Here is a 22,795-nt window from a genome sequence, read left to right on the forward strand (position 1 = left end):
TTTTTATCTAGTCTCGTCTCTTTGAACCCTTTCACCTTATACGGCGCAAGCCTGTACATGTTTCACTTTTTTTGTAGAAGGCTGCCGATTAAAGCAATATGTTCATCACTAATAGTACCTGATACCTAAGCGAGACACAAGCAGTCACCGCGCTTTTATCCTTCATATAAAAATCAAACAAAATCATAAATTTACGGCATCGCAACTAGCTGGGTCAAACCTTTAAGATAAAGGAGGATTGAACATTAGCTGATTATAAGCAATCCGTTCGTTGGAGGGGATCTATGACTACGATGATGCTAAAAGATAAAGTCGTCTTTATTACCGATGCGGACAGCGGCTCTGGAAGAGCGCTTTTCCGCCTTTTTGCCGAGCAGGGCGCGCATTTTATTTTAAATAGCATGTCGGGCGGCGCCCAGATTAACGAGGAGCTCAAGCGAGCTAGCGCCTTAGGACTCCAGGTCTTCGTGAGCGCTGCAGATCTTTGCAGCAGCAGTGGGCTGCAAGCGATGCTGGAGCAAGCAGCGACCAAACTTGGCCGAGCAAATGTAGATGTGCTCATTCATAATAATGATCTCATGAAACCTATCTCTATTGAATATGGCGAGGAGGCTTTGTTTCGAGATCTGCTGCATACGAACGCTAAATCCGCTTTTATATGCACGAAGATAGTTGGCCAGCATATGGCTGATGCCGGGTCAGGGTCGATCATCTACGTCTCCTCGATTCATGCGCAGAAGCCGACCGGCTCCTCCTTCGCCTACAGCGCGTCCAAAGGCGCAGTCAGCATGCTGGCGAAAGAAGCAGCTCTCGTACTCGGACGCAGCGGCATAACTGTCAATACGATTGAGCTGGGCCCAATAGAAGGCGATGATAAGCGGTTCGCGAGCGAGCTATCCACGCTGTATGAGGATTACGCTTACAAAGTGCCAAATGCAGTACTCGGCAGCTATGATGATTTGGCGCAGCTTGCCCTATTCTTATCCTCTGGTGAGGCGCGATATATCAATGGCGCAGACATTCGGCTAGATGGCGGATTTTTGCAGCATTATATGGATTTCAATATGAAGCGTCCCCCAGAGCTGAGCGATCAAGGAGGATGAGCATGGACCTGACAGGCAAGGTAGCTCTCGTAACAGGCGCAGGAACAGGCATCGGCCAAGGTGTCGCCATTCAGCTCGCACAATGTGGCGCAAAGGTCGTCATTCATTATAATCGCAGCGATGCCGGAGCGAAAGAAACGCTAGCGCAAATTCAGGCAGCCGGCGGCGAGGCCGTGCTAGTGCAAGCCGATGTTGCCAGCAAAGCGGAAATTGAACGATTAATGAAGCAAGCCGCACATGCCTTTCCTGCAGCGGAGGGTGACGGAACAATCGATATATTAGTCAACAATGCTGCGTTGCAGCTTAATTATGGGCTATTTGACCATGACGAAACGTCCTTTGACCGCATGATGAACATTAATTTGAAGGGTTATTGGCAGTGTATGCAAGCCGTTATTCCTTTTATGAAAAACAATCCTGCCGGGGGCCGTATCATTCTCATCTCCTCGGTTCACAGCAAGCGGCCAACTGATTTTGACGCTGTTTATTCCATGACCAAGGGCGGCATTCGCATGCTCGGGCGGGAAGCTGCAATCGAGCTGGCTAAGTATGGCATCACCGTCAATACCATAGAGCCTGGGCAAATTGACGTTGGCGTACAGTCTGCAAGGGATTCTCGGCCCATTGGCCCGGCTGACTCAAACCCTGACGCAGTAAAGCCCGTACGCCCAAAGCGGGATATCCGCAAAAAGTTTCCGCTCGGACGTGTCGGCAAGCCGCTTGATGTCGCCCGGCTCGTCTGCTTTATCGCATCCGAAGAAAGCGAATTTATGACCGGCTCCGCCATCCGTTTGGACGGGGGCAGCATGCTGTTGTAGCAGCCGAGTAAGCCAAATTATAACGATAATAGAGGAGTGACGGTTATGATTAATAAAGAAACGTACGAGGAAACGCTAGCCCATGTGCGAACAAGCTCGAGTCCGACAGAGCTGCGCATTACTGATATCCGGTTCACTGACATTGTAGGAGGCCCTTTCCATAGCAGCCTCATTAAAGTATATACGAATCAGGGGCTGGTCGGATTTGGCGAAGTGCGTGACGGAGCCGATAAAGTGTATGCACAAATGCTGAAGGCACGGCTGCTGGGCGAAAATCCCTGCCATGTTGATAAGCTGTTCCGCCGCATCAAGCAGTTCGGCGGCCATGCCCGTCAAGGCGGCGGTGTAAGCGGCATTGAAATTGCGTTATGGGATTTGGCGGGAAAAGCGTATGGCGTTCCTGTCTATCAAATGCTGGGCGGACGCTTTCGCGACCGCATCCGCATGTACTGCGATACGGAAGTCGTAGGCAAAGACACCGGCAAGGCTATGGGCGAGGCGCTCAAGAAACGCATGGACGAAGGCTTTACTTTTCTAAAAATGGATCTCGGCATTGGCCAGATCATCCATGAACCGGGCACTCTAAGCGCCCCGCTCGGCTTTCTTGAGGAAATGCGGGAAAAATCGCGCAACCGCTACAATCAAAATTTTGATGGCATGACAGATGATCAGCTTCGCGAAATAACGAACCGCCATTATGATATTTATAATATTGCTCACCCGTTTACCGCCATTCAGGTGACTGAAAAAGGGCTTGATCTGCTTGAGCAATATGTGGCAGATGTCCGTTCCGTCATCGGCTATCAGGTACCGCTCGCCATTGACCACTTTGGACATATCGGGCTGGAAAGCTGCATCAAGCTTGGCCGCCGCGTCGAGAAGTTTAACCTCGCTTGGATGGAGGATATGCTGCCGTGGCAGTATACCGAGCAATATGCTAAGCTTGCACGAGCAGTGGCAACACCGATCTGTACGGGCGAGGACATCTATTTGAAGGAAAACTTCAAGCCTTTGCTGGAAGCGGGCGGCGTATCCGTCATTCATCCGGATGTGCTCACGACCGGGGGTATTTTAGAGACGAAAAAAATCGGCGATATGGCGCAGGACTACGGCGCAGCAATGGCCATCCATATGGCAGAAAGCCCGATTGCCTGCCTCGCGGCGGCTCACGTCGCAGCAGCAACGGAAAATTTCCTCGCCCTCGAATACCATTCCTGCGAGGTGCCTTGGTGGGATGATATTATGATTAGCAGCAAGCTGCCAAACAAGCTGGTGCAGAATGGCTTCATAACTGTCAGCGATGCGCCTGGACTAGGCATTGATGATTTGAATGACGAGGTGCTTGCCGAGCATCTGCATCCCGATGTTCCTGGCATCTGGGAGTCCACTGACTCGTGGAACAAGCTGCTGTCGAACGACCGTTTGTGGAGTTAGTCAACAGGAAGGATACGAAAGCAACATTATTCTAAAATAAATAAGTGTTCATAAGAAGCAAGCTGCTTCACATGCCCTAAGGGGATTAGTGAAGCAGCTTGTTTGTTTTTGCTTTTTTGCTATTTATTTCAGATTTTTACCACTTGGAAGGATCAATGTCCCCGGGGTTAAGTCCTGCCCATACGTTCGGTACGTTCACCGCAGACGGGTCGTCAAATACGAGAAACGCGGTTGGCAGATATCGCCCGCCTTCGCTTTTAGAGGAGGGCTTATTAATGAGGTCGCCACCCTCCTTAATCAGCACGGAAGAGGAGCCGCCATCCAGATTGGCTGCAATGACTGCGCCATGCTCCAGCATAATTTGCTGGCAGTCATACAGATCGGCGCCAATGCTGTAGCCGATCTGCCTGCCATCAATGACGAGGAACAAAATCGAGCCGTCCTCCTTCTGCCCCATCACCGTCCGTGGCGCGACGCCCCAGCCATCGGCGTGATTTTTGATCAAGCCTTTGCCGTTCACAATCATTCGCGGCTCGAAGCTGACCGCCTCAGATATGCCCAGCTTCATAAGCTCCTTGATCGAATAGCGGCCTGCCAGCATTTTACCTTGCTTGTCCAGCCCGACAATTTGCGCGCTTGCATCCTTGCCAAGGCCGTTATAATAAATTTCCCCCTGCGTAATGACAAGCCCAATCGGTTGAAAGCCATTGCCCTGCCACTCTGGATCGGCAAACCCTCCGGCATTGACGCCAGCAATGGCACCTGTCCGCTTGACCATGCTTCCTACCTTCTCGCCTCGGCCCGCTTTCTCCGGTACAACGAGCCGGATTTTCGTCGGGTCCTTCACCGTCATGAGAAAACCGTGATAACCTTTGCCATCGACTTCCTCTACGCTGGTCAGTGACTCTGCAGCATGGTCGCCTGCACCAGTCGGCAGCGTAATTTGATGGGTGTCCAGCTCCTCGCCCATCTCCTGAAACTGCTTGGCATAATCGGCTACACGATCGGCAAGTCCCTGCTCGCCGATTAAATATTTTGCCAGAAAGCGGTGCTGGGTTGTAATTAACGCATCCGCCAGCTTATAGCGAAAGCTCGTTCCTGAAGCGGTAAAGAAAAACCAGCTCAGGAAAAGCAGGGATGATATCAGGATGGCAGCGAATAACGCTGCCACTACCCGCCAAAAGCCAGGCTTCTTGCGTTTGCGTTTGTTCACAGGAGAACTGTTCTTCCTTGCAGAAGTACGGCTTCCCATCGACGGGGCAGAATGTGGTGCATGCGGTAAATTTGAAATGGTGCCCACTCCCTAATCCATAAATTTGATCAATGAACAGACGGGTGTAGGAGGCAAGTTGTTGCAAGCGGGCTGCTTTTCACAAATCATTCCTTTATTGCCGCTGAAATTGTTATAATGGACGGGAAGTGTTAAAGGCATTACAAAAACAGGAGTGCACCTATTGGAGGTAGAGAAATGACTGCAAACCAAGCAGGCTATGAAGTAACCAGCTTTACAGATACGTATCAGATCTATGAGCTTAAAGAAGATGCGACTCATTCCCGCGTCCTTATCTGCCCTGAGCGCGGCGGCATCGTAATCGGCTGCCAGCTGCAAGGCCAAGAGCTGCTGTACCTTGATCGCGATACCTTTATTGATCCAGATGCCAATATTCGCGGCGGCATTCCCGTCTTGTTTCCGATTTGCGGCCAATTGCAAAATGGTGCCTATGAATGGGATGGCGTAAGATATAATATGCGTAATCATGGCGTAGCCCGCCAAGCATCATGGGACGTTGAAGGGCAGTCTACCGACAATGGAGCCTCGCTTACGCTTTCTTTGGAAAGCAGCGCACAGACGCAGGCGGCCTATCCCTTCAACTTCAAGCTGACTTTCACTTACCGCTTGAAGGATGGCAAGCTGAGCATTGAGCAAGCATACAGCAATTTGTCCGAGACCAGCATGCCTGTACATGCCGGCTTCCATCCTTATTTTGCAATTGCCGAAAAAAATCTGACTTATCGCTCTGACGCGCAGCAAGCGCTGGATTACAACGACAATCAGGTCAAGCCGTTTGCAGGCCCGCTGGATTTGAACGGTCTCGTTGAATCGGTCGCTTTGCTGGATGCTACTACACCGGAAATTTCCTTTCCCTTCGGAGATCAGCAAATTAAGTTGAGCTACAGCGAAGTATTCGGAACAACCGTCATTTGGTCGGTAGAAGGCAAGCCTTTTATATGCGTCGAGCCATGGACTGCCCCGAATGAAGCATTAAACCACAAAAAAGGACTTGTCATGGTGCAGCCGGGCCAAGCTTTGGAAGCCAGCTTCACGATTGAACTGAAGGCTTAATTTAGCTGCAACAAGGTGAAACGGCTGTCGCCGTCCTTTTGGCGGCGCAGCGCGTTTTAAAAAAGGTACTGCTCTTGACCAGCATGTGAACATGCCAGCCGAGGGCAGTACCTTTATTTTGACTATAGCTTATTCTACCGCTATTTATAGTGCTGCTGCTGCATTTGTGCTAGTTTGCGCGCTTTCCTCTTGCCGTCTGGACGCTGCCTCCATCAACCCTTTAATGTAGCCTACCCCGAACAAACGTCCCAGCAGCTCATAGCCGGGATTATCATTCGTTTCGCCTTCCATCGTCGGCACATGATCGGGCCTTGCCGGCCCAGTGAAGCCGACATCATAGTAGGTGTACATCGCCTCCAGCATGTCGGTAATGCCATCATCGTGGAACGTTTCCTCAAATTTCTCCGCTGTGCCGCGCACATCTCTAAAATGAACAAAAAACATTTTATCCTGCCCGGCAAAATGGCGAATGACGCTGGGGATATGCTCCCCCGCCGTCGCCAGCGTGCCTTGGCATAGCGTAATGCCATTATAAGCGCTTGGCACAAGATCAATGGCGCGCTGCAAAGCATCTGCACTGCGCAGTATACGCGATACGCCGCGAATCGGCGTAATCGGCGGATCATCGGGATGCAGCGCCAGCTTCACCTTCGCTTCCTCCGCCACAGGCACAATCTGCTCCATAAAATAATGCAGATTTTCCCACAGCTGCTGCTCGGATACGATGCCTGCTTCGGTAAGCGGGGCATCCCGCATTAAGCTGTGATCGTAGCTGGAGACGAGCGCACCTCCCCGTGTACGTGTCGTCGTGGAGGTGCGGAACCAATTGAACTGAGCCATAAAATTGTAGCAAAGCACAGGAATACCGGCCCTTCCCATATTGACAATAAACTGCTGAAAGGTTTCAATTTCCGCATCGCGCCCTGCGGTTCCAAGCTTAATCTCATTGCTTGGCGGCATTGATTCAATAACGGCCAGTTCAATGCCGCTGTCCGCAAAACGCTGCTTCATGCGAATAAGAGGCATAAGATCCCAAGGTTTTTCGCTTTTTTCGTCCCATGCCAGACCGCTCACCGCATAATTGATATCCATTTGCTTCGCGAGCTGCCATAGACGGTCAGGCCGCGACGAGAAAAATTCTGCCAGCTGCATTACTAATTCCTCCTATTTCGTATTACAAGCGATGCAACGATTGCTTGAATTAAGATTTCCCCGCTTTGGCGGCTAGTTCCTTGCCCAGCTTGTCGATTTTATTGAATGCGTCTTCAATCGATTGCTGGCCGAAGGAGACGGCATCCATTTCTTTTTTGTACGTATCCACCCATTCTGAAAATCCGGCAGCCGGCGAATAAAACGGCAGTGCCTTATCCACCGACATATCGTAAATCTCCTTGCCTAGCAAATCCTTGGCTTCAAGCGTCGGCTCAAGCTGCTTGAATATTTCCGGATTAATGGGCAAGCCGCGCGTCAAGCCAAGTGCCTTGCCCGCCTCTTGATCCGTTATAAACCATTTCACAAACTTCTTCGCTTCCTCTTTGTTTTTCGAATTGGCGCTTACGCTGAGGAAAATCGTCGACTGCGCCCAGCCGCCGCCAGCCGGTCCCGTCTGCAAATTGACAACGCCCAGCTTGCCTGGCATCAGTTGCTCCAGTGCGCTTACGGAGCCGGTCGTCGCACCTCGGGTCATCACCACACCGGAAGCCATAGGGTCAGCTTGCGGGTCATTTTCCAAGAAAGATGCGGCTAGCTCGGCTGGTGGAACGATTTTATTTTTGCGGAAATCATCATAAATGCCATAAAACTTCATGAACAGCTCCTTATCGAGCGTGAACGTCTTGCCTCCGTCCGACATAATAGGCGGTTTGCCCATCGCCGTCTGGTAATAGTTGAAGCCATCCCATGTCGATGTATCACCAATCGGATATTTGCCCTCAGGCAGCTTGGCACGGGCATCTCTCGCCCATTGAAAAAATTCATCATACGTCCAATCTTTATGCGGTAGCGGGATGCCGAGCTGCTCCAGCTCTGTCTTGTTGTAAGCGAAGCCCTGCGCGTTCTGGCTGAGCGGAATGCCATACAGCTTGCCGTTTATTTGCAAATTTTTCAGCACATTCGGGTCCACAATGCCGGTCAAGTCAATGTCGGATAAATCCTCCAGCTGGCCTCTGGATACGTATTCCTGAATGTAAGCCGCATCCATTTGCAGTACATCGGTAATCGACTTGGAGGCTGCCAGTGTCGGAAGCTTCTGCCAATAAGCATCCCAGGCCATAAATTCCGGCTTGAATTTCACATTTGAAAACTGCTGAGAATAAATGTCCAGCGCTTTTTTCGTCGCTTCATGACGGACGTCTGATCCCCACCACATAATGCTGAGCGTCGTCGCTGCCTCGCTTGCTCCCCCAGCCGCCGCCGTCTCCGTTGCCGAGCTTGGCTCCATACCCTGATTGCCCCCGCTCCCGCTATTGCTGCTGCATGCGGTCATTGTAAGCACTACAGCGAGCGTCAGCATTGCCCAGCCTTTGCTTTTCAGCCACCTTTTTCCCATTATCCGTTCATCCCCTTCAAATGAAATACCTTTTTCTAGAAGCGCTTTTCATAAAAAGCCGTTACCCTTTGAGTCCTGTTGTAGCAATACCTTCTACAAAGTGCTTTTGGGCCAGAAAAAAGATGACAACGGAAGGCATAATCGACAGCAACGACATCGCAAGCAGCTGCCCCCACTGAATATCGAACTGGTCAATGAACATGCGCAGCGCAAGGCCGACCGTAAACTTCTCAACCGAGCTTAAATACAGCACCTGCGCAAAAAAATCATCCCAGCTCCAAATAAAGGTGAAAATCCCCACTGTCACAAGCGCCGGCTTGATGAGCGGAAAAATAATCCGCAGAAAAATGCCGTAGACGGAAGCACCGTCGATTTTGGCCGCCTCATCGAGATCACGCGGGATGCCGCGAATAAACTGCACCAGCAGAAAAATAAAGAAGGCGCCGCCACCGAAAAAATGCGGCAGCACAAGCGGAACATAGCTGTCGACCATCCCCAGCTTGTTGAACAAAATGTACTGCGGAACGACCGTCACCTGGCCAGGCAGCATCATCGTCAGCAGCAAAATCGAAAACCAGAAGCCTTTAAGCCCGAAATACAAGCGGCCGAAGCCATAAGCTACAATGGCCGCTGTCAAGACGCCGCCTGCTACATTGCCCAGCTCCATCAGCAGCGTATTGCCGAAAAAGTGGGCAAACGTATAATCTCCGGAGAAATGCCAGCCCTTGCTGTAATTTTCCCACATCGGAATGGAGGGCCAAATGGTCGGCAGTCTTAGCTCGGACGTTTTTTTGAGCGAAGCGCCCACCCACCAAATGACGGGGTAAATCATAATGAAGGAGAACACCGCCAGAAATACATGATCGAAGCTTTTTGCCCGCAGCCTGCTCATTTCGCTTTCCCTCCATCCGACTCGTAAAATACCCAATAACGGGAAGCGGCAAAGTTAATGATCGTCAGCAGCGCTACAATGACGAGCAGGATCCAGGCCAGTGCGGAGGCATAGCCCATCTGGTAATGCTTAAACGCTTTTTCATAGAGGAACATGGCGTACATGTAGGTTGAGTTAATGGGCCCGCCCTTCGTAATAATGTAGGCGGACGTAAACGTTTGAAAGGAACCGATAATGCCAAGCACCAGGTTGAAAAACATAACGGGAGAGAGCATGGGGAGTGTAATGCTGAAAAATTTTCGCGTCTTGCCCGCTCCGTCCACCGATGCGGATTCGTACAGCTCCTGCGGAATTTGCTTAAGCCCCGCGAGAAAAATAACCATGGTGGAGCCGAACTGCCACGTATTAAGCAGGATCAGCGTAGCCAGCGACGTATCGGGATTGGATATCCAGGCGACGCCTTGAATGCCAAACCAGCCAAGCACCTGATTCACATACCCGTCCAGGCTGAACATATTGCGCCACAGCGCCGCTACTGCAATGCTGCCGCCGATGAGCGACGGAAAATAAATCGCAGTGCGGTAAATATTCATGCCGCGCAAGCTTTTATTCAGCGCCATCGCCACCATTAGCGAGAAAAACAGCTTCAGCGGCACGGAGAACAGCACGAACATGAACGTAACCTTGAGCGACGTAGTGAATGTGGAATCATTCGTAAAAATGTTGACGTAGTTGTCCATCCCGGTCCACTGCGGCGCTTCGAGCAGCGAATACTCTGTAAAGGATAAATAAAATGACTGGGCAATCGGCCACAACGTCAGCAGTAAAAATCCTAGCAGCCATGGTGAAATAAATACGTAACCAGCCAAATGGGTAATCCGGTTATCTTTACGCTTCACCCCATTTCTCCCCTCCCTTTGATTATTCGAGTCAAATGCTTGCCTGAGTCAGTTGCTTTTTGTCTAGCCTTACTTTATACGAAAACGCTTTCATAAATGAAGGAGACAATTTTATGATATGGTTGGATTTTTTTATAGTCCGCTGCTGATTACCGTAAAAAAGTCGCATCGACAAATTTGTCGCTGCCTGCAACAATAAAACTATAGCTTGAACAGTTCTACCCTTGAACCAATTACAGTAGCGAAAAGAGGTGCTGCAAGATGAAGTTCGATAATCCGGAAGATATAAGGCAATTGACCCCGCTTTGGGAGGGTGAGCGCTTTGAGAATGGCCGCCCTAAAGTAGATGAAGATATATTGCGCCGTATGCGAAAAATAACGCTGGAGGAAGCATGGGGTCCGCTGTGGAATCGCGGCTATACGTTTCAATTCGAAGGAGAGTTCAAAATCATGCATCCCGAGCAGGTGATGGTCGGGCGTGCAGTTACTGCGGTCATGGTGCCCAAGCGCCCCGACCTGCATGAAACGCTGCTTGATTACGGGCATGAACAGGAGGATCGCCACGGCTTTTTCAACCAATGGGTCATTGATTCGCTCGTGGAGGATGATGTCGTCGTCGTGGACATGTTCGATAAAATTCATAGCGGCACTTACGTTGGCGGCAATTTATCTACGGCGATTGCCACACGCACGAAGCGCGGCGGCGCTGTAATCTGGGGCGGTATTCGCGATAATCAGCAGGTGAAGGAAATCGGCGGCATTAATGTCTATTATCGGGGCAGCGATCCGACAGCGATTGCCGATGTGACGATGGTCGGAATGAACGTGCCAACACGTATCGGCAAGGCGATATGCATGCCAGGGGACGTCGTGCTGGGCACGCCTGCGGGGGTTATTTTTATTCCGCCGCATTTGGCTGAGCTGACCGTTGTACAGGCGGAGAAGTCGCAGGTGCGCGACGTATTCGGCTTCATTCGCCTTAAGCAGCAGGTGTATTCAACGGCGCAAATAGACGCTGCGTGGAATACAGCCCTTTGGCAGGACTTCATCGACTGGTTTAACAACGATGATGCCGCAGCGGAATATCGGCATTTGAGCTGGGACGATGAGCTTGAGGATGCGAAGAAGAGAGAGCATGATGGGCCGCGGAGCGATGTGCGTCTATAGAACGCAAAAGGAGGTTAGGAAAATTTTCCTGACCTTTTCGCATTTTTCAATTAACCCTTTTTAGGAATCCGTTTAATCAGTCTATCATTGCTGTCGTAGACCAGAATGCATAAATCTTTGAATTCTCCCTTCAATTCGAAGTACTTTTTAATAGCCTCTTCCTTTGACATCGCTTCGCCAAATCGCTCACTCTTGTATGCAATATAATATTTTGTCATAAACAAATACTGACAATTATCTACATTTTTATCAATTTTCTATTTTCACTGGATAACCATTAGTTCGATTAAACCATACCATGCTTTCAACTGTATTTGTGCCAACATGTTCTCTCCCTGTAATCCCTCACTCCACAAATTGATCAACTTTCGTTTAGTAAATTCCGGTTTCTTATTTTGCATGGTATAATCATGTTGAATGGAGCTAATTTGGGATGAACGAATTGCTTGATCCTCGTAATGATTTCGTCTTTAAGCGCATTTTTGGCAGTGAAGAAAATAAAGATGTATTGCTCGCCTTTTTAAATCGCACTTTTGCCGAGTCAAACGAACCTCCGCTAACTGAAATTGTATTTTTAAACCCCTATACGGATAAGGATGCTCCGTTGGACAAACAGTCCATTTTTGACATTTGGGCCAAAACATCTGAGGGTAAGCTGATTAATATTGAAATGCAGTTATTCAACAAATACGATATAGAGAAACGTACTCTGTTTTATTGGAGCAAACGGTACTCCAGTCAATTGCAGGAAGGAAATACGTATAAAGAACCAAGGTGAAACGGTTTTCGCCATCCTTTGGCGGCACAGCGCGTTTCATTCCGAGAAATAGAGAGAAAGGATGAAAAAATCATATCCTTTTCTATATTTTCAAAAAATGTGTGACCATTAATATATTGAATTATTACTTCCTGGCTAATGACCGTTATCATAACGTGTTCCATTTGCGGGAAGACCATTCCGGCCTCGCCTTAACGGATGATATTGAAGTTCACTTTATGGAGCTTTCCAAGCTAAGCGACCAAATGCTGCCTCATAATGAAGCAGAGGTAAGAGCATTATAACTGGATACCATTTCTGTAAATAATTACGCATTCAGACTATCTATAACAGAGAGGGAGTCCGCCACTACGCGGGCTCCCTCTTCCTTTATGCTTCCCAATCTAATGCCCCGCTGACTCCCGGTACTCGCTTGGAGACAAGCCAACCCGTTTTTTGAAAATTTGGCTAAAATAGCGTGAATCCTGATAGCCTACCTTTTCCGCCACCTCGTAGTTTTTAAAATGCGTCGTCTTGAGCATGGCTTTCGCCTTGTCGATGCGGATATCGGTCAAATGCTCGATGAACGTTTTACCGGTATTCGTCTTGAACAGCAAACTCAAATAGGTCGGCGTCATATACACCTTCTCCGCCACGCTTTGCAGCGAAACATGCTGGCATTCCTGCTCCATATAATACATCGTTTTCTTAATGATGCTGCGATGGCTCTCGCCCTGATAAGGCGACACCGCCTTCCACAAGCTTGTTACAAATTCGCTGACGCAGCGAACCAGCTCATGAAGCGTTTTCATTTTTAGAATGGATAAAATCTCATAAGGTTTATTAGCTACAGCGGCATCCGTATCAGCTAGCACTCTTCGTTCCATTCCCACGAGCAAACGCAGCGTCAGCTCATACATGTGTGAAATAGCAATCGGCCCGCCGCGCATCACACTGCGATAAAACACTTTTACCGCTTCTTCGAGCTGCCCTTCCGACGTCGCCCCCTGGCAAGCATCGTACAGCTCCTTCTCCTTATGCTCCGGATAGTCCTGAAGCGGCACATAAGCACGAAGCTCACTATAATAAATAATTTCGCCAATGCCCTGATAAAATTGATGCTGAAGCGCCTGCCCTGCCTGTTCATAAGAATGCTTCACTTCATGCAAATAGCCACAGGGCTTCCCTACGCCAATCGTAATCGGATCGGAAAATTGCTCACCCAGCATCGCCTGCACATTATCGAGCATCTTCTTCGACACCCAGGAAAACAGCAGCACGAGCCGATGCTCCTCATCTAAAAAAAGAACACTTCCCGCCGGAATGCGCGGCTGCAAATATTCTCTTATTTTCTCCATATAACCGACCCGATCATGCTCATGATGAAAATAGGCCGCTGGCGCAAGCAAAGCTACAGCCGGATACGTAAAATAAGGGTTTATATTCAGCTTCGCCAGCTGCTCCTTCATATTCGTTCGGCCGCCGCCTCTTTCCGACATTAGCTCCTGCAGCAAACGATCCCTCATCCAAGTCAGCATATAATCGTCTTTCAGCCATTTCTCTTCTTTCAGCATGCTCCATTTCCCCTTTAAATTGAAAGGTTAACAAGCAAGTTGCCCCTCGACTTTCGTCGCGGCCTAATCCAGATGAATGATTTTGTAAGCGTGCATATGCTCGATAAACGCCTGCTCGGCCGCTGCAACATCCCCTTTGCGCAGTACGTCAATAAGTACAGTATGGTAATCTGCCAGCCCTAGTGTCGTGTAATGCCGATTGGAAATTGCCATAAACCGCATAAGCTTCGTCTTCATATCCTTCCATAACGTTAATATGGCCCCGTTGTCGCATTTACGATAGAAAAAACCGTGAAAATCCATGTCCAGCTCCAAAATGCTCAGTATATCGTTTTGCTTAACAGCTTGATCCATTTGCTCAATAATGTCCGCCAGCTCGGAAAAATCCTGCTCCGTCAGCAGCGGCATCGCCTGCCTAACCGCGAAGCCTTCAATCATTTCACGCAGCACGAACAAGTCCTTGATTTCCTTCGCCGTTATGTTGGAGACCACCGAGCCTTTGTTCGGAACGCCAATAATGAGCCCTTCCTGCTTGAGCCGTTCAAGCGCCTCCCTTACAGGAGCCTGGCTAATCTGGAATTGGCCGGCGATTTCAAGTACAATAAGGCGGGCACCCGGCTGAAGCTCGCCAGCCAAAATCTCTTTCTTGAGCTTCATATACACATGTGTACTAATAGAATGAATTGGTACGATTGCTGGATTTTCTGGCACATGAACACGTCCCTATTCCAAATTATCGATTATCGTTAATTTATCTACTTCCATTATATCGGCTCATTTCCTGCTTAACAACCCAATTTTGGAAATGATGCCGCAACAGCCCTAGCGACAGCTTTTGCTTCTAACTTTGCATAAAGTATGAGAAGCTGGCCTAAAGGAGATATTGCAAGAAAAGGAGGAACTTTCCCACATGCTTAAAAAAATGACCTCAATACTTCTTGCTTCATTTCTCGTTATATGTGCGAGTTCCTGCGGCAGCGCGAGCGATCCTGCCAATAGCAGCAACGGCAGCAACTCCGGCTCTAATCAACCAGCCACTGCCGAGGCGCCAAGCCCTTCCCCCGCAGAGTCGGCAGCAGCAACTCCAGCTGTATCGCCTACGCCAACTGTGACGGAAGCGCCTGACCTAATCAAACAAGAAATCGCCGGCATGTCGGTCGATGAGAAAATCGGACAGCTCGTGCTTGTTGGCCTGGAAGGTACAACCCTTCAAGAAGATGCCATCGAAATGATAAATACGTATCATGTAGGCGGCTTTATTTTGTACAAAAGAAACATTACCGACGCTTCGCAGACGCTAGCCCTGCTCAATGAGCTTAAAAAACAAAACAAGAAAAATCCCGTCCCGCTGTGGCTCAGCATCGACCAGGAAGGGGGAACCGTGAGCCGGATGCCCCAGGATTTCGTGAAAATTCCATCCGCCCAGTCTATTGGCAGCAAAAATAAACCTAAGTACGCCTATGGAATAGGTGAAGCTATCGGCGCCGAGCTGTATGCCCTTGGGTTTAATATGGATTTTGCCCCTGTGCTCGATATTAACAGCAACCCGGACAATCCGGTCATTGGCAACCGGGCGTTTGGCTCCACAGCGGAAAGCGTCATTGCCAGCGGCATCGAGACGATGAGGGGCATACAAGCGGGACATGTCGTACCCGTTGTCAAGCATTTTCCCGGTCATGGCGATACGTCAGTCGATTCGCATCTGGACTTGCCGGTAGTGGACAAAAGCTTGAAGCAATTGGAGCAATTCGAGCTGCTGCCCTTTAAAGAAGCGATAAAGCAGCAAGCCCCTGCTGTCATGATCGGCCACCTGCTTATTCCAGCAATGGACAAGCAATATCCCGCTTCCCTATCCAAGGCGATCATTACCGATTTATTACGGGATAAGCTCGGGTTTACCGGTGTTGTCATCACGGATGACATGACGATGGGCGGCATTACGAAGCATTTTGGCATTTCGGATGCGGCGGTCAAAGCGGTTCAAGCGGGCAACGATATTCTTCTTGTCGGACATGATGCGAAGCAGCAGATCGCTGTGCTGAAGGCGCTAAAAAAAGCGGTCAAAACCGGCGATATCTCCATGCAAACACTCGATGACAGCGTCTATCGGATCATCCGCCTCAAAAGCGCCTTTACGCTAAAAGATGAGCTTATCAGCCGTACTAACGTTGATGCGGTCAACCGTCAAATTAAAAAAGCGCTGAACGCTTCTAAATAGAAGCATTCGGCGCTTTTTCTTCTTTAATCGGTTAAATTTCTAGTATTGCTTTACACCGGCGACATATAACGGCCATAGCTGATGTCAAGCTCGGATAGCTTGCCATCCTGCTCCGAAAGGAACGATACGTTTTCCCCTTCCGCCCCCATCCATTTAACTCCGAGAACGATACCTTCAGCTGTCTTCGCAGCGAATAGGAAGGAAAACATTTCCGGCATAACCTCACCACCATCGTCTACCCGCCACGTCGAGCTTTCATCGAACTCGGCTGGATAGTCTTGAAAAATAAAGCCGTCTGCGGTTTGCAGTGCCAGACTCGCCAGCATGTCCTTGCCCTGACGCTCAAACTGCACCAAATACAAGGTATTTCCTTCAGCGCCTATTTCCTCAAGCGGCCATAGCTTCTCTACGCTGCGATTTTTGCTCTTGGCAATGGCCGCCTTCACATCATCTGCTGCCTGCCCGCTTCTTGTATCAGCTATGGACAGCAGCATTTCCGGTTTTACCGACTGATCATCGGTTAGAAAATACGTTTCATTCGGCTCCGCCTTGCCCTCCACGACCTCAAACAGCTGGCCTTGCTGGTTTGCAAAATTTTGCGCCGTTTGCCTACCGTTATCGGCTTCGGTCGCCTTTTGCTCATTTTTGTATTTAATTTTGAGCAGCTGCCCATTGTGACCAACCGCGAGGTTGAAGCTGGCCCACTGCTCGCTGCCCCCTTCAGCCGAGCTGACTAGCAGCTGTTTGCCCGCTTCATCGGCAAAGCCAAATGCACCTTTGCCAAGCACAGCAGTATCCAGCAGCGGCGCTGCTGTCGGCTCCGCGATGGGCTCCGTCGTCGCGGCTCCAGCATTGGTTCCGTCATCCGCTGGCGTATTAGAAACAGTTGGAGTCTCCGCTGTCCCGCTTGCGGCAGCCGAAGCTTCTCCAGATGGCTTAACCTCCGAGGAGCATGCACCTAAACATATAGTCAATATGAGCAACAATATGAACAAGCTGTTTTTTCCCATTATATCTCCCCCTTTAAACAAATGATGCAACGACTACAAGCTTAAGACGAAGCAGCCATTCAAAAGGGTGCAGCCCAAACGTACTCGAATGAGCCATTCGTTTATTGGGTTAAGCCTTGCGCTTCATAATAATGCGCCACTTCAATAATCATCGCACCCATTCGTTCAATATCCGGCACGATATATCGTTGTACGCCATTTAATTGCAGCGCCTCGGCAGTTACTTTGCCCACAGCTGCTGCCAGCACCTGACCAGCGAATAGTTCCAGGAGCTGCTGCTCAAGACCTATTTTTCGCGCATAGCGGAATAAATACTGGACTTGAACAGCTGTTGTAAAGCAGATCGCGTCAACCTCGCCTGCAGCGAGCTCTTCCATGAGCTGAGTAAGTACGCTTACTTCGGGCGGAACATGTTTGTAGGGCAGCAGCGAAATAACCTCACCCGCTTTTTTAGCAGCAAAAAAATGCTCCAGCTCAGGCGACGGCTCGCCATGCAGCTGAATGACGATACGCTGGCCGGCAAAATCATGCTCCGCCAGCTTTTCGATTAGATTTTGCACCGTGCCATCATCATCTGCAACAACCGCTTTCAAGCCGGTACGCTTAAGATAAGCCGTCGTCTTGTAGCCTCTGGAAGCAATCGATGCTTGCGTCAGCTGCTCCAAGAACGCTTCCTTTATATCCAGCTTTTCCGCGTTGCTGGCAAGCGTCTCCGAGCCAATGCCCGTCGTTAAGACGACCCAGTCCGCCCCCTCCGCCGCAAACCGCCGCAGCGGTGCTTCCAGCGTTTCCTCATCCAGCAGTGTCAAACCCTGAAGCGACCGCACGAGCGCTGTCCCGCCCTGCTTTTCAATGATGGCGCTCATTTCCTCTGTTTTTCGAGATCCTGCTATGACCAGTCGTTTCCCCTTCAATGCTTCCATTCCCATGCTTACCCCGTCACCATGCTTTCTTCTATTGTGTTTGTCATATATTTTAACATAAGCATAAAAAACTGTCGCCATTTCAAGGCAGGCAAAACTTGTTTTACATTTTTTTACTTGTTGCTGACATGAAAAAAAACCGTTCTCAAAGTCAAGAACGGCGGTTTCTTTACATCATTACAAATATTCGACATTAACGAAAGATAGCGAAAAACAGAGAAAAACATCGAAAACTAGATATAACATATATTTCTTTATCTATGTTATAATTCCAATTGAAATTCAGGTATTCGCAGTTTGAGTCTCACTTTTATTCCACTTTTAGGAGAAAAGAGGAATTTGATGCAGGAAGCAATAGACACAGGCAGCACCTACAACGAGCTCCCCCTATTGATTACCGGATCTGGAAGCGTTACCGTCACTGAGCCCGACCGTTGCCCTGGAGGCAGCCCTGATTACAAAATCGTAAACTGCGTAGGAGGTACAGGCCGCCTTGTTTTTCAAGAACGGGAAATTCAGCTGCAGGAAGGCGTTGCCATTCTTTATTTTTCCCACACCGCTTCTATTTCGTGCGAAATTAGTGAAACGCTAAGCATCAAATATTTAACCTTCACCGGTTATTTGCTGCCAGCATTTTTGCAAGCCTTACATATCGCTAACCTTTCCGTATTTCAGCTTGATCCCGCTCCGCAAATGCTCATTGACGAGATTATTTTAAGCCAGCAATCCACCCGGCAGGAGCGTATTTTCACAGGATCAGCACTCTTGTATATGCTGCTTATCAAGCTGAAGCTCTCCAAGGACCTTTACCTCGTCCCTGAACGCAAGGAGCATACACCGAAGCTGTCCAGCATCCTGACCTATATTAAGCAAAACTATCATCTCGACATTTCCCTATCCATGCTGGCCGGGCAGCTCTACATAACCGAGCAGCATTTGAATCGCATGTTCAAAAAAGAATATGCGATGACCCCGCTCGATTTTTTAACCCGCTACCGACTGCTCAAGGCAAAAGAAATGCTCATTCATGAGGATGCCATGACAGCTAATGACATTGCCAAGGCGGTCGGTTTTAATAGCGCGAGTTATTTTGGCTCCGTTTTCAAAAAGCATGAAGGCTGCTCGCCAATGGTGCTGCGCAAAAGCTACAAAGCTTCGAAATCAAATTCGGCGATTGAGGCAAGCCGCTGATCATAATTCAAAAATTCCAAATCCCGTGTCACTTCATTCGGCACCACGATACAGCGGATGCCAGCCGCCTTCGCAGCTTTCAAACCATTTGGCGAATCTTCAAAGACGATGGCTTCTGAGGCATCAATGCCAAGCCGTGCCAGCGTAAGCTCATACAGCTCCGGGTCAGGTTTCACCCGCTGCACATCTTCAGAGGTATGAATCACATCAAAAGCTTCAAAGATGCCAAGCTTCTTCAAATAGCTATGAACCCAGTCACGCGTAGAGCTGGACGCAACCGCAAGGTGCAGATTTCGCTGCTTCACGCTCGCCAGCAGCTCCGCAACCCCAGGCAATAGCCCGGTTTCGCCAATATATACGGCATATTTTTGCTCAGAGAGCTCTTTAATATGGTCATGGTCAATTGGCGTTTGCAGCGCTTCCTCCAAATAATGAAAAGGATTGAATTCGTCGAAATTTGTGCCCACATTGCGGGACCACAGGCCCAGCGACAGCTCTACGCCATGCTCCTGATAAATGTCGCGGAAAGCATAATACCAAGGTGTCTCGGTATCCATAATCAAGCCGTCGAAATCAAAAATGATCGCTTTCAGACTCATCGCTACTATCAGCTACCTTCCTGCTTTTACTTGCAGCTTACCGCCAGCGACTTTCAGCTTGCAGCTGCTAAAATCGGCTTTCCACGTTCGGCTCGGTGAGATGGACAAAGCTGAACTCGGCCCTGCTGCCGCTGCCCTTCGGACATTGCGCGACGACACCGGCCTTTACTTCATCAGGTGTGCGCATGCCGAAATAACGGATCAGCCTCCAATCCTCGCCATCAGGCGAATAATAGAAGGACACGCAGTCTTCTACTTTATTGATTCTCAAATACGGATTGTCCGACTGAATCTCTTCCGAGTTGCAATCATCTGACCAGCCGTCCTTGGTGACGACCGAGACGATCGAGGCTGCCCGACCATTGAATTCAAAGCATAATTTGCACCAATTGTCGCTATCGACGTACAGCATAAGGCACCCAGAGTCATACTGCTGCTTCATCTCCACCGTAAGTCGCGCCGTTAATTCGAAGGAGCGCTTGACTGGAGCATACAAAAAAGGAGCTGAGCTGGCAAAATGCTTGCCTGATGGATCGCAGAAAAAATCCGCCTCCGGTGGCGCCTCAATGATCACGCCGCCCTGCTCTGTGAACTGCCACTGCGATGGCTCGTTCATCCAAGCCAGTGTATCGCGTGTTTCATGATTCAATACATTAATCATTAATTATCCCTCCGTAGCCATTTTCTGTATAACCATTCGACCTAATTAGCTTAAAACCTTCTTTTGCCAAAATATAAGAATTTATAAGTTTCCCCTTATAAATGGGCTTATATTTCTCGGACTGAAACGTGCAGCACCGCCGGAGGACGGCTTTCGGCCGTTTCACCTTGAAATAAAAGAATTTATAAGTTTTGCACTTCAAATAGGCTTATATTTCTCCGACAAAGCTCTTCGCGCGTCCTGGAAGGACGACGAAATCGTTTTTGCTTGCAAATGGTTATTAGACGTGATGGTTCGCTTTCATCACCTGCTGCTGCCTGGAAGGAACCGGGAGGAAAAACACGACAGCCATGAGCACCATATACAGCGCAACAATGACGGCGAACAGCAGCTTCGGACTGTAATTATAGAGGAGTCCCGTCAAATAACCGGAGGGAATGGCAATAAGCGTCATGACCGTCTGTACGGCCGAAAACATATCGGCTTTCTCATGCGTGCCAAGGCGATTCATCAGCAGCGCATCCCGGTACGTTTGCAAAATAAACGTTCCTGCCGCCAATATAATAATCGTCAGCATGAGCAGCGGCACATTGCCGGAAGGAATAAAGAGCAGCAGCAAGGAGCCGGCGGTGCATAAGGCAATCGACAGACTGACATATTTTTCATCCGAGCGTTGTTTCAGCCGGGGAATGACGACCAAGTATAACACCATGACCGTTACCGCAGTGACGACTGGAATGTAGGAAATTGTCCAATCGCCGAAATGCAGCTCCTCCTTGAAAAACACGACCTGAAAAAAATTCAGCTGCAAAATAAAATTCGACAGTACCGTTATGATAATAATCGGGAACAACCGGCGGGTATAAAACGCTTTGCCAAATAGTCGCAGGCTGGCTCCCAAGCTTTTCAGCACCTTGGTCTGGCTATGTACCTCAATGAGCTCTTTGCCCGCCTCCGTCTCCTCTGTCAGCCGGTTTCTTACAATAAACATAATCGTCATCATTACGCCTCCGGCAAAATAAATGACGGCAAGCGTCTTCCCGATACCAAAATCGGCGATGACAAAGCCCGCTAGCGGTGTAAGCACTCCTGCTGCGGTAATAATCATATTCATGATGCCAAAAACTTTCGGTCGCTTTCGCTCCTCGACATCTTCAATAATGAGCAAATTGAACGACACGGTGACGAACTTGGACGTCGCATTTAATAAGTAGGCAATCATAAACAGCCAGAAGCTTTGCGAGAACGCCCAAATAAACATCGGAACGCTCCAGGCTACAATATCAAAAATGAGCGAGGTGCGCTTGCGTCCCAGCTTATTCGTAATCGACCCGGCAAACAACTGAAACACAAAAGCAAAATACAGGTTTATGGAATTGATCAACCCAATTTCAATATCGCTCAGTCCCGCATCCTTCATATAGAGCGGCGCATAAAACAAAACGATCGTTCCAGGAATCGCCCAGAGCGGCTCCAGAAAAATCGAATACCGCGGATTTTTTGGCAAATCGGCAAGCAGCTTCATCTTTAAGGCTCATCCCCTCTTCTTCATGCGTCATTGCTGCGCGGCGCCCCGTAAGCCTTTCGCCGCGCAGCCAAAACGCCCTTGCCTTGCCCTACCTTATGAAATAAGTGCTGTCTTAACGGAGGTCATCGCTCTTGGCGCGCCTGTGCTCATGTCATAACCAATCGTTTCATTAAAAGCGCCTTCGTAGTCCTGCAGCTTTTTGGTTGAAGTGACCATGTTTTCGAGCTCCGGCAAGCTTTGAGCAAACTTGAGCGCCGTACTGATCATTTGATGAACCGCTACATCGCCAATGACATTGACACCGTTGTTAATAAAATCCGTCGGCTTAAACGATACTTCATAGCTGTCGTCATAGCCCATAGGAATAATTCTGCCGCCTTTGCCGATCAGCTCAAGAGCAACATGCAGCTGATTGCCGACCGCATCAATAATAATATCGAATTTATGGCCATTATTAATTTCGAGCACTTTTCCCAGCGTCAGCTCCTGAGGATGGAACACATAATCAGCGATGTTTGCAGCGAAGCTTTTACGGTATTCATCCACTTCTGTGCCAACGGTCAGGCGGCCAAGCCGCTTGCCAACAAGCTGGCACAAGGAGCCAATCGCGCCAGAGCCAAGCACAAGCACCGAATCGCTTGGTTTAACGCGAGCTTTCAAAAAGCTGTTGAGCACGCAGCCCAGCGGCTCGACCATCATGGCCGCTTCCCAGCTCATCGTGTCAGGAATTTTGAACACGTATCTTTCCTCGCCTGCGTAATATTCCGCGAAAGTGCCGTGGATGGTCATGCCAACCTGATGATCCTCGAAATTTTCGCAGTAGCAGTGCAGCCCTTCACGGCAGTAAGAACAAATGCCGCAAGATTGGGTTGGGTCAATGAGCACACGGTCGCCCACTTTAACACTTCTTACTTTAGGGCCGACTTCAACGACGGTGCCAACGCCTTCATGACCGATAATCGTGCCGGAATTGGCCGGAATTTTTCCTTTTACAATGTTAAGGTCCGTTCCGCAAATGCCCGAGCCAAAAATTTTAACCTTGACGCCTGTCGGCGATACGATGGTTGGCTCCTCCATCTCCAGAAGTTCCACCTTGCGATAATCCTGATATACTAATGCTTTCATTAAC

20 protein-coding genes and 1 pseudogene are annotated in these 22,795 nt (G+C 49.2%); 8 read left to right on the forward strand and 13 right to left on the reverse strand.

Annotation, left to right across the window (positions count from 1 at the left end):
• Nucleotides 1-284 precede the first annotated feature (284 nt).
• The 3 genes from AC50X8_RS01540 to AC50X8_RS01550 are packed head-to-tail and all read left to right on the forward strand — an operon-like array spanning nt 285 to nt 3,355.
• On the forward strand, nt 285-1,103 hold the full coding sequence (locus AC50X8_RS01540) for an SDR family NAD(P)-dependent oxidoreductase (protein WP_494878249.1): 819 nt from the start codon (nt 285-287) through the stop codon (nt 1,101-1,103).
• 2 nt (nt 1,104-1,105) lie between these two features.
• On the forward strand, nt 1,106-1,921 hold the full coding sequence (locus tag AC50X8_RS01545; RefSeq protein WP_494878251.1) for an SDR family NAD(P)-dependent oxidoreductase: 816 nt from the start codon (nt 1,106-1,108) through the stop codon (nt 1,919-1,921).
• Between the two features lie 45 nt (nt 1,922-1,966).
• Nucleotides 1,967-3,355, forward strand: coding sequence for a mandelate racemase/muconate lactonizing enzyme family protein (locus AC50X8_RS01550; protein ID WP_494878253.1), 1,389 nt, complete (start codon nt 1,967-1,969; stop codon nt 3,353-3,355).
• A 136-nt stretch (nt 3,356-3,491) separates the two neighbouring features.
• On the opposite strand, the gene AC50X8_RS01555 is transcribed toward AC50X8_RS01550, so the two are convergent.
• Nucleotides 3,492-4,607 (reverse strand): phosphodiester glycosidase family protein, encoded by a 1,116-nt coding sequence (locus tag AC50X8_RS01555; protein ID WP_494878255.1) that lies wholly within the window; start codon nt 4,605-4,607, stop codon nt 3,492-3,494.
• A gap of 216 nt (nt 4,608-4,823) precedes the next feature.
• Here AC50X8_RS01555 and AC50X8_RS01560 point away from each other — a divergent pair, with 216 nt between their 5' ends.
• The gene (locus AC50X8_RS01560; protein WP_494878257.1) at nt 4,824-5,699 is read left to right on the forward strand and encodes an aldose epimerase family protein; all 876 of its coding nucleotides are present in this window, start codon (nt 4,824-4,826) and stop codon (nt 5,697-5,699) included.
• 144 nt (nt 5,700-5,843) lie between these two features.
• Here AC50X8_RS01560 and AC50X8_RS01565 read toward each other — a convergent pair whose 3' ends face one another.
• From AC50X8_RS01565 to AC50X8_RS01580, 4 genes are all read right to left on the reverse strand, one after another.
• On the reverse strand, nt 5,844-6,851 hold the full coding sequence (locus AC50X8_RS01565; protein WP_494878259.1) for a mannonate dehydratase: 1,008 nt from the start codon (nt 6,849-6,851) through the stop codon (nt 5,844-5,846).
• A 49-nt stretch (nt 6,852-6,900) separates the two neighbouring features.
• Complete coding sequence (locus tag AC50X8_RS01570) at nt 6,901-8,247, reverse strand: ABC transporter substrate-binding protein (protein ID WP_494858146.1); 1,347 nt, start codon at nt 8,245-8,247, stop codon at nt 6,901-6,903.
• Between the two features lie 61 nt (nt 8,248-8,308).
• A complete protein-coding gene (locus tag AC50X8_RS01575; RefSeq protein WP_056029811.1) occupies nt 8,309-9,139 on the reverse strand; it encodes a carbohydrate ABC transporter permease in 831 nt (276 codons plus the stop codon).
• Nucleotides 9,136-10,038 (reverse strand): carbohydrate ABC transporter permease, encoded by a 903-nt coding sequence (locus AC50X8_RS01580; protein WP_056029814.1) that lies wholly within the window; start codon nt 10,036-10,038, stop codon nt 9,136-9,138. Before AC50X8_RS01580 ends, AC50X8_RS01575 begins: the two co-directional genes overlap by 4 nt.
• Before the next feature lie 261 nt (nt 10,039-10,299).
• Between AC50X8_RS01580 and AC50X8_RS01585 the strand changes: the two genes are divergently transcribed.
• A complete protein-coding gene (locus AC50X8_RS01585; protein WP_494827446.1) occupies nt 10,300-11,205 on the forward strand; it encodes an RraA family protein in 906 nt (301 codons plus the stop codon).
• 433 nt (nt 11,206-11,638) lie between these two features.
• Nucleotides 11,639-12,237 (forward strand): annotated as a pseudogene (locus AC50X8_RS01590) (Rpn family recombination-promoting nuclease/putative transposase); the annotation flags it as partial.
• A gap of 129 nt (nt 12,238-12,366) precedes the next feature.
• On the opposite strand, the gene AC50X8_RS01595 reads toward AC50X8_RS01590, so the two are convergent.
• Together AC50X8_RS01595 and AC50X8_RS01600 are read right to left on the reverse strand one after the other, a co-directional pair.
• Nucleotides 12,367-13,536, reverse strand: coding sequence for a helix-turn-helix domain-containing protein (locus tag AC50X8_RS01595; RefSeq protein ID WP_494878261.1), 1,170 nt, complete (start codon nt 13,534-13,536; stop codon nt 12,367-12,369).
• A gap of 63 nt (nt 13,537-13,599) precedes the next feature.
• Complete coding sequence (locus AC50X8_RS01600; protein WP_494878263.1) at nt 13,600-14,193, reverse strand: GntR family transcriptional regulator; 594 nt, start codon at nt 14,191-14,193, stop codon at nt 13,600-13,602.
• A gap of 253 nt (nt 14,194-14,446) precedes the next feature.
• Here AC50X8_RS01600 and nagZ point away from each other — a divergent pair, with 253 nt between their 5' ends.
• Nucleotides 14,447-15,754: a beta-N-acetylhexosaminidase gene (nagZ, locus tag AC50X8_RS01605; protein ID WP_056029823.1), complete on the forward strand. Its 1,308-nt coding sequence runs from the start codon at nt 14,447-14,449 to the stop codon at nt 15,752-15,754.
• Between the two features lie 50 nt (nt 15,755-15,804).
• Here nagZ and AC50X8_RS01610 read toward each other — a convergent pair whose 3' ends face one another.
• Complete coding sequence (locus tag AC50X8_RS01610) at nt 15,805-16,764, reverse strand: hypothetical protein (RefSeq protein WP_494878265.1); 960 nt, start codon at nt 16,762-16,764, stop codon at nt 15,805-15,807.
• A gap of 101 nt (nt 16,765-16,865) precedes the next feature.
• On the reverse strand, nt 16,866-17,687 hold the full coding sequence (locus tag AC50X8_RS01615) for a uroporphyrinogen-III synthase (RefSeq protein ID WP_494858137.1): 822 nt from the start codon (nt 17,685-17,687) through the stop codon (nt 16,866-16,868).
• Between the two features lie 342 nt (nt 17,688-18,029).
• On the opposite strand from AC50X8_RS01615, the gene AC50X8_RS01620 reads away from it, so the two are divergent.
• The gene (locus AC50X8_RS01620) at nt 18,030-18,878 is read left to right on the forward strand and encodes a helix-turn-helix transcriptional regulator (protein ID WP_494858775.1); all 849 of its coding nucleotides are present in this window, start codon (nt 18,030-18,032) and stop codon (nt 18,876-18,878) included.
• On the opposite strand, the gene AC50X8_RS01625 is transcribed toward AC50X8_RS01620, so the two are convergent.
• The 4 genes from AC50X8_RS01625 to AC50X8_RS01640 form a co-directional block, all read right to left on the reverse strand.
• Nucleotides 18,833-19,477 carry an HAD family hydrolase gene (locus AC50X8_RS01625; protein WP_056029835.1) on the reverse strand — a complete coding sequence of 215 codons (645 nt, stop codon included), beginning with the start codon at nt 19,475-19,477 and terminating at the stop codon, nt 18,833-18,835. The genes AC50X8_RS01620 and AC50X8_RS01625 overlap by 46 nt on opposite strands.
• Before the next feature lie 67 nt (nt 19,478-19,544).
• A complete protein-coding gene (locus AC50X8_RS01630; RefSeq protein ID WP_494858135.1) occupies nt 19,545-20,138 on the reverse strand; it encodes a DUF1349 domain-containing protein in 594 nt (197 codons plus the stop codon).
• Between the two features lie 280 nt (nt 20,139-20,418).
• The gene (locus AC50X8_RS01635) at nt 20,419-21,663 is read right to left on the reverse strand and encodes an MFS transporter (RefSeq protein ID WP_056029847.1); all 1,245 of its coding nucleotides are present in this window, start codon (nt 21,661-21,663) and stop codon (nt 20,419-20,421) included.
• Between the two features lie 96 nt (nt 21,664-21,759).
• Nucleotides 21,760-22,791, reverse strand: a complete 1,032-nt coding sequence (locus tag AC50X8_RS01640; RefSeq protein ID WP_494858133.1) for a zinc-dependent alcohol dehydrogenase — start codon at nt 22,789-22,791, stop codon at nt 21,760-21,762.
• Between the last annotated feature and the right edge of the window lie 4 nt (nt 22,792-22,795).

It is taken from the genome of Paenibacillus sp. JT22N15, assembly GCF_059383755.1.

Bases quoted from the DNA above. Each gene is read 5' to 3' on its own strand.
- AC50X8_RS01540 (WP_494878249.1), top strand. From the start codon at position 285: ATGACTACGATGATGCTAAAAGATAAAGTCGTCTTTATTACCGATGCG.
- AC50X8_RS01545 (WP_494878251.1), top strand. From the start codon at position 1,106: ATGGACCTGACAGGCAAGGTAGCTCTCGTAACAGGCGCAGGAACAGGC.
- AC50X8_RS01550 (WP_494878253.1), top strand. From the start codon at position 1,967: ATGATTAATAAAGAAACGTACGAGGAAACGCTAGCCCATGTGCGAACA.
- AC50X8_RS01555 (WP_494878255.1), bottom strand. From the start codon at position 4,607: ATGGGAAGCCGTACTTCTGCAAGGAAGAACAGTTCTCCTGTGAACAAA.
- AC50X8_RS01560 (WP_494878257.1), top strand. From the start codon at position 4,824: ATGACTGCAAACCAAGCAGGCTATGAAGTAACCAGCTTTACAGATACG.
- AC50X8_RS01565 (WP_494878259.1), bottom strand. From the start codon at position 6,851: ATGCAGCTGGCAGAATTTTTCTCGTCGCGGCCTGACCGTCTATGGCAG.
- AC50X8_RS01570 (WP_494858146.1), bottom strand. From the start codon at position 8,247: ATGGGAAAAAGGTGGCTGAAAAGCAAAGGCTGGGCAATGCTGACGCTC.
- AC50X8_RS01575 (WP_056029811.1), bottom strand. From the start codon at position 9,139: ATGAGCAGGCTGCGGGCAAAAAGCTTCGATCATGTATTTCTGGCGGTG.
- AC50X8_RS01585 (WP_494827446.1), top strand. From the start codon at position 10,300: ATGAAGTTCGATAATCCGGAAGATATAAGGCAATTGACCCCGCTTTGG.
- AC50X8_RS01595 (WP_494878261.1), bottom strand. From the start codon at position 13,536: ATGCTGAAAGAAGAGAAATGGCTGAAAGACGATTATATGCTGACTTGG.
- AC50X8_RS01600 (WP_494878263.1), bottom strand. From the start codon at position 14,193: ATGAAGCTCAAGAAAGAGATTTTGGCTGGCGAGCTTCAGCCGGGTGCC.
- nagZ (WP_056029823.1), top strand. From the start codon at position 14,447: ATGCTTAAAAAAATGACCTCAATACTTCTTGCTTCATTTCTCGTTATA.
- AC50X8_RS01610 (WP_494878265.1), bottom strand. From the start codon at position 16,764: ATGGGAAAAAACAGCTTGTTCATATTGTTGCTCATATTGACTATATGT.
- AC50X8_RS01615 (WP_494858137.1), bottom strand. From the start codon at position 17,687: ATGGAAGCATTGAAGGGGAAACGACTGGTCATAGCAGGATCTCGAAAA.
- AC50X8_RS01620 (WP_494858775.1), top strand. From the start codon at position 18,030: ATGCAGGAAGCAATAGACACAGGCAGCACCTACAACGAGCTCCCCCTA.
- AC50X8_RS01625 (WP_056029835.1), bottom strand. From the start codon at position 19,477: ATGAGTCTGAAAGCGATCATTTTTGATTTCGACGGCTTGATTATGGAT.
- AC50X8_RS01630 (WP_494858135.1), bottom strand. From the start codon at position 20,138: ATGATTAATGTATTGAATCATGAAACACGCGATACACTGGCTTGGATG.
- AC50X8_RS01635 (WP_056029847.1), bottom strand. From the start codon at position 21,663: ATGAAGCTGCTTGCCGATTTGCCAAAAAATCCGCGGTATTCGATTTTT.
- AC50X8_RS01640 (WP_494858133.1), bottom strand. From the start codon at position 22,791: ATGAAAGCATTAGTATATCAGGATTATCGCAAGGTGGAACTTCTGGAG.